Genomic DNA, 5,031 nt, shown 5'->3' with positions numbered 1-5,031 from the left:
CCCCCTCCTGCCCACGAGCCCAACGGCCACCACGGGAGCGGGGACGGACCTCGAATCCCCACCGGCCACGCAATCTGCCTCTTCATCGGCGGTGGGTCCCGGCTCCGTACCGGCCACGCAACCTGCCTCTTCATCGGTGATGGGACCCGGCTTCGCACCGGTTGCGGGGTCCGCCGCGTACCAGTGGGTGGGACGCGGGGTGTCGGCGGTGGAGCTGGCGGGGCTGGAGAGGCAGCGGCAGGCGGAGATCGCGCGGTTGTCGGAGCTGCTCACAGAAGAGGCCAGGCTGTCGGTCGTACGGCGTGATCTGTTGCGGGTGGAGGGGGAGCTGGCCGAGCTGGCCGGCGCGGACGAGGCCGTGGCCGCGCGGCTGGCCGTGCTGCCAGGGCTCATCGAGGAGGCCGAGGGCAGGCTCGCCGAGGCGCGGACGGACGCCGCCAGGATCCCGGCGGCTCAGGCCGTGCGCGAGGCGGCGGCTCACCTGATCGAGGTCGACGAGGAGCTCGCCAGGCTGGCGGTGGAGCTGGACGCGCTGGCGGAACGCGAGGCCGAGGTGTCTGCCGCCGATGCCGAGCTGCCGGGGCGGATCGCCGACGCGAGTGCGGCGCTGGCAGACGTACGCGCGCAGGCGGCGGCCATCCCGGCGGCCGTGGCAGGGCTGGACGCCGCCAGGACCGCGCTGGAGGCCACGCACCGCCGGGAGGCTCTGGCCGCCGAACTGGACACGGCAGTCGCCGCCCACCAGGTGCTCGTCGACCACGCCCAGACGTTGCGCGAACGATGGCTCGACCTCCGCCAGGCCCGCATCGACGGGATGGCGGCGGAGCTGGCCCGCGACCTGACGGACGGCCGCCCGTGCGCGGTGTGCGGCTCCGATCACCACCCGCATCCGGCCTCTCCCGCCCTCAGCGCTCCTTCCGCCGACGACGAGCACGAGGCCGAGAGCGCCCACGAAGCGGCCCTGGCCGACCGCGAGGCCGCCGAACGGGCCCTCGCCTCGCTCGAGTCCCGCCACACCGACGCGATGGCGGCCACCGACGGGCTGGACGTGGAGACCGCCGAGGAGCACGTTCTGCGGGCTGAGGAAGAACTGGCCCGCCTCCAGGCGGTGGCCGACCGGGAGCCCGCCCTGTCCGGCGCGCTCGACCGCATAGAAACCGAACGCGAACGGGTGCGCGACCAGGCCAGGGAGATCGCCGAGGCCCTCGCCGCCCACCGCACCCACCGAATCCACCTCGAATCCGAACGCGCCCGGCTGCACACCCGCCTCCTCCAAGCGGCCCTGCCGACACTGAACCCCATCGATCCCGGCTCCGCCCACACCCCTGCCGGCCACTCGATGGGCGTCACCAGTGACGAGGCGGCGGAAAATGGAGATCCGGCGCGGGTCGCTGCTGCGGCGGCGGATCTTCCCACAGGCGGAGGCCCTGTGCGGGGTGGTGCCGGTGTGGGGGAGGGGACGCTGGATGGGGGCGTCGTGCTGGCGGCGGCCGAGGGTGAGTTGCGGAGGCTGGAGGAGTCGGCGGCCAGGGAGCCCGAGCTGGCGGGAGAGGCGGCCCGGCTCAACAAGGAACGTGCGGAGTCGGAGGAGCGGGCGCGGCGGGTGTCGGCGCGGCTGGCGGCGTCCCGTACCAGGCATGAGGAGTTGAGTGGGGACGCCGGGCGGCTCAGCGCGCGGCTCGACGCCGCGCGTGGCGGCGACGCGACGCTCGCAGCCCGCCTGTCCAGGCTCGGCGACGAGGCCGAGTTGCTGCGGGAGGCGCTGGAGGCCACGCAGGCGGAGGTGGCCGCCCGTGACGAGCTGGACCGGGCCAGGCAGGCGGCCTCGGAGGCGGCGGCGGAGGCGGGGTTCGGGGACGTGGCGGACGCCGAGGCCGCCTACCGGACCTCGGCGGAGCGGGAACGGAAGGCGGAGGCGCTGCGGCGGCTGGACGACGAGCACGCCGCCGTCACGAGCACCCTGGCCGATCCCGCGCTGGCCGCTGCCGCCGCCGAGCCCGCGCCGGACCTGGCCGCGATCGGGGCCGAGCGGGACGGGCTGGAGGCGACGTACACGAGTCTGGCGAGCGCACGGGACCGGGCCGTGGCGCGGGCGCGGCGGCTGGAGGAGCTGTACACCGAGCTGTCGGCCCGCATCGAGCAGTGGCGGCCGGCGGCGGAGCGGCACGGGCTGGCCGAGCGGATGGCGTCGCTGGCGAGCGGCACGTCGAGCGACAACCGGTGGAACATGAGCCTGGCGTCGTTCGTGCTGGGGGAGCGGCTGCGGCAGGTGGTGGACGCCGCCAACGAACGGCTCGACCACATGTCGGGCGGGCGTTACCTGCTGCGGCACGACCTGCGGAAGACGGCCGGGTCCAGAGGGCGGTCGGGCGGCGGGCTCGGCCTGCGCGTGGCGGACGGCTGGACCGGGACCGACCGGGACCCGGCGACGCTGTCCGGCGGGGAGAGCTTCGTCACGTCCCTGGCCCTGGCGCTGGGGCTGGCCGACGTGGTCACGGCCGAGGCGGGCGGAGCGGAGATCGGCACGCTGTTCGTGGACGAGGGCTTCGGGACTCTGGATGAGGACACGCTCGACGGTGTGCTCGACATTCTGGACGGGCTCCGTGACGGCGGTCGTGCGGTGGGCATCGTCAGTCACGTCGCCGAGCTCCGTTCCCGGATCACCGCCCAGCTCAAGGTCACCAAGACCCGCACCGGCTCCACACTCTCCGCGGTGGGAGTCGCCTGAGCCGACGGGCAGGAGCCCATGGGCGCACCTTCCCGAACCAGCGCGCCGACGTCCTGGCGGTCGCGCCGACCTCGGTCGGGAAGGCACCCTGTCCCACCGCCAACTCAGGATCAGACGAGAATCCCAAGATTCAGGACATTCTCGCCGCTGGATTTCGATCGCAGCCGCCTGGAGCGGAATCGTGATGTCATGACCGACATCACCTCCTCCACGCCCGCCGAAACGCAGCACACGGCCCGCTCTCCGGCAGGCCGTGTGCTGTGGTTCGTCGCAAGCCGATGGCCGACGTGGTGCGGGCTGGCCCTGGCCGTCCTGTCGGTCCTGGACTCGGCGGACGGGCGCGGTCGCGTTCACAGGCCGCGCGCTCACCGATCAGCCTGACTCGGCCCCGTCCCACGGGCCTGAGCACCACTCGCGGGTGGTGTCGCGTTAGATTGCCCCTCATCGGACCTTTCTAAGGAGCAGTCATGCGCGTCGTTGTCACCGGAGCACACGGCAAGGTGGGCCGGGCGGCCGTCAACGCCCTGGCTGCGGCGGGTCACGAGGTGACGGCCGTCGACGTCACCCGCCCGATCTTCGAACGCCCCGACCCCGGCACGCCCCGCTACCAGCAGGCCGATCTGACCGACGCCGGCGCGGCGTTCGCCGTGGTACGCGGGGCCGAAGCGGTGGTGCACGCCGCCGCCATCCCCGACCCCACGTCCAACCCGCCGCACGTGGTGTTCCAGAACAACCTGATGGCGACGTTCAACATGATCGAGGCCGCGGTTCGCATGGGTGTATCCCGGTTCGTGAACATCTCCAGCGAGACCGTCCCCGGGTTCTTCTTCCCGGAGCGGCCGTTCCTGCCCGACTACGCGCCGGTCGACGAGGAGCACCCGATCCGGCCGCAGGACCCGTACGCGCTGGCCAAGCATTTCGGCGAGCAGCTCATGGACGCGGCGGTGCGCCGCTCGGACATCAGGTGCATCTCGCTGCGGCCGAGCTGGGTGCAGTGGGAGGGCAACTACGAGCGCAACCTCGGCCCCCAGGTGCGCGACGCCGCCGAGGTCGGCGCGGGGTTGTGGAGCTACATCGACGTGTACGACCTCGCGGACGCCATCGTCCTGGCCACCGAGTCCGCTCTGCCCGGTCACGAGGTGTTCTACATCGCCTCGCCGGACAACGCGGGCGGGCATGACTTCGCCACGATGCTGCGACAGTACCTGGGCGACCAGGTCGAGCTGCGTCCGCTGGCCCGCCCGGACGCCTCCGGCATCTCCTGCGCGAAGGCACACCGGCTTCTCGGCTGGAATCCCAAGCGTTCGTGGCGCGACTACCTCGACGAGAACGGACACAGCCGAACCGCAAGCTAAGCCAGGGTCTGGCTCGGCCGGCTCCGGGTTGCTCAGGTCCGAGCCGGCTGGGTCTGGGTTGGCTGGGTCTGGGTTGGCTGGGTCTAGGTGGGCTGGGGTCTGGTTGGGGGGCCGGTGTAGGAGGCGCGTAGGCGGAGGAGGGTGCCTCGGTCGTACTCCTCCATGGCGTGTGCCAGCCACCCCGCCACCCTTGCCACGGCGAAGATGGCCTCGCCCGCGCCGCGGGTCATCCCGCTGACGGCGGTGAGGGTGGCGAGGGCGAAGTCGATGTTCCGGTCGGGGAGCCGGCGGCGGCGCATCTCCTCCAGGACGGCCAGGCCCGCGGCGACCCGGTCGTGCCCGGGAGCGGCGTCCTTGACGAGGTCGAGCAGGAAGGCGCCGCGGCCGTCGCCGTTCTTGTAGACGCTGTGGCCGAAACCCGGGATGCGCTCGCCGCGCCGTACCCGCTCGGCGACCGCGCGTGCGGCCTGGCCGGGCTCGGTGATCTCGGCGAGCAGGCGCTCGGCGCCGTACGACGCGCCGCCGTGCAGCGGGCCGCCCAGCACGCCGAGCCCGGTCAGCACGACGGCGTACGGGTCGGCCTTGGCGGACGCGGCGACCCTGGCCGCCAGCGTGGAGGCGGCCAGCTCGTGGTCGGCGAGCAGGACCAGCGCGGCACGTACGGCGTCGAGCAGGGCGGGGGACGGCGGGTGCGGGCACAGGCGGGACCACAGGCGTTCGGCGATCGACTCGCCCTGGGGTTCACTGAGCACGGGAAGGGCGTCGACCAGGCCGGCGATCAGGCGGCGGCCCGTGGCGGAGACCGAGGCGGGGTCGAGTTGGAACCGCAGGGAGTCGGACGCCCCCAGGACGGTGGTGATCACCTGAAGACGGTCGAGCGGCAGGAGGTCCTCGGGCAGCGCCCGCTGCGCGGTGACAGCCGCCCCCAACGCCGCCGCCTCACACCAC

General features: G+C 73.3%; 3 protein-coding genes. 2 read left to right on the top strand and 1 reads right to left on the bottom strand.

Annotated elements, in window-relative coordinates; all coding sequences use genetic code 11:
• Nucleotides 1-199: 199 nt before the first annotated feature.
• Both ITP53_RS60855 and ITP53_RS53710 read left to right on the top strand, forming a co-directional pair.
• Nucleotides 200-2,728 (top strand): SbcC/MukB-like Walker B domain-containing protein, encoded by a 2,529-nt coding sequence (locus ITP53_RS60855; protein ID WP_328818787.1) that lies wholly within the window; start codon nt 200-202, stop codon nt 2,726-2,728.
• Nucleotides 2,729-3,195: 467 nt separating this feature from the next.
• Complete coding sequence (locus ITP53_RS53710; RefSeq protein WP_195903195.1) at nt 3,196-4,083, top strand: NAD-dependent epimerase/dehydratase family protein; 888 nt, start codon at nt 3,196-3,198, stop codon at nt 4,081-4,083.
• A gap of 83 nt (nt 4,084-4,166) precedes the next feature.
• On the opposite strand, the gene ITP53_RS53705 is transcribed toward ITP53_RS53710, so the two are convergent.
• Nucleotides 4,167-5,031, bottom strand: an 865-nt coding sequence (locus tag ITP53_RS53705) for a citrate/2-methylcitrate synthase (RefSeq protein ID WP_328818785.1), incomplete at its 5' end; no start/stop codon positions are given.

Origin of the sequence: Nonomuraea cypriaca (assembly GCF_015645445.1) — a bacterium.
GTDB lineage: Bacteria > Actinomycetota > Actinomycetes > Streptosporangiales > Streptosporangiaceae > Nonomuraea > Nonomuraea cypriaca.
This window is presented reverse-complemented; position numbering and strand designations above follow the sequence as displayed.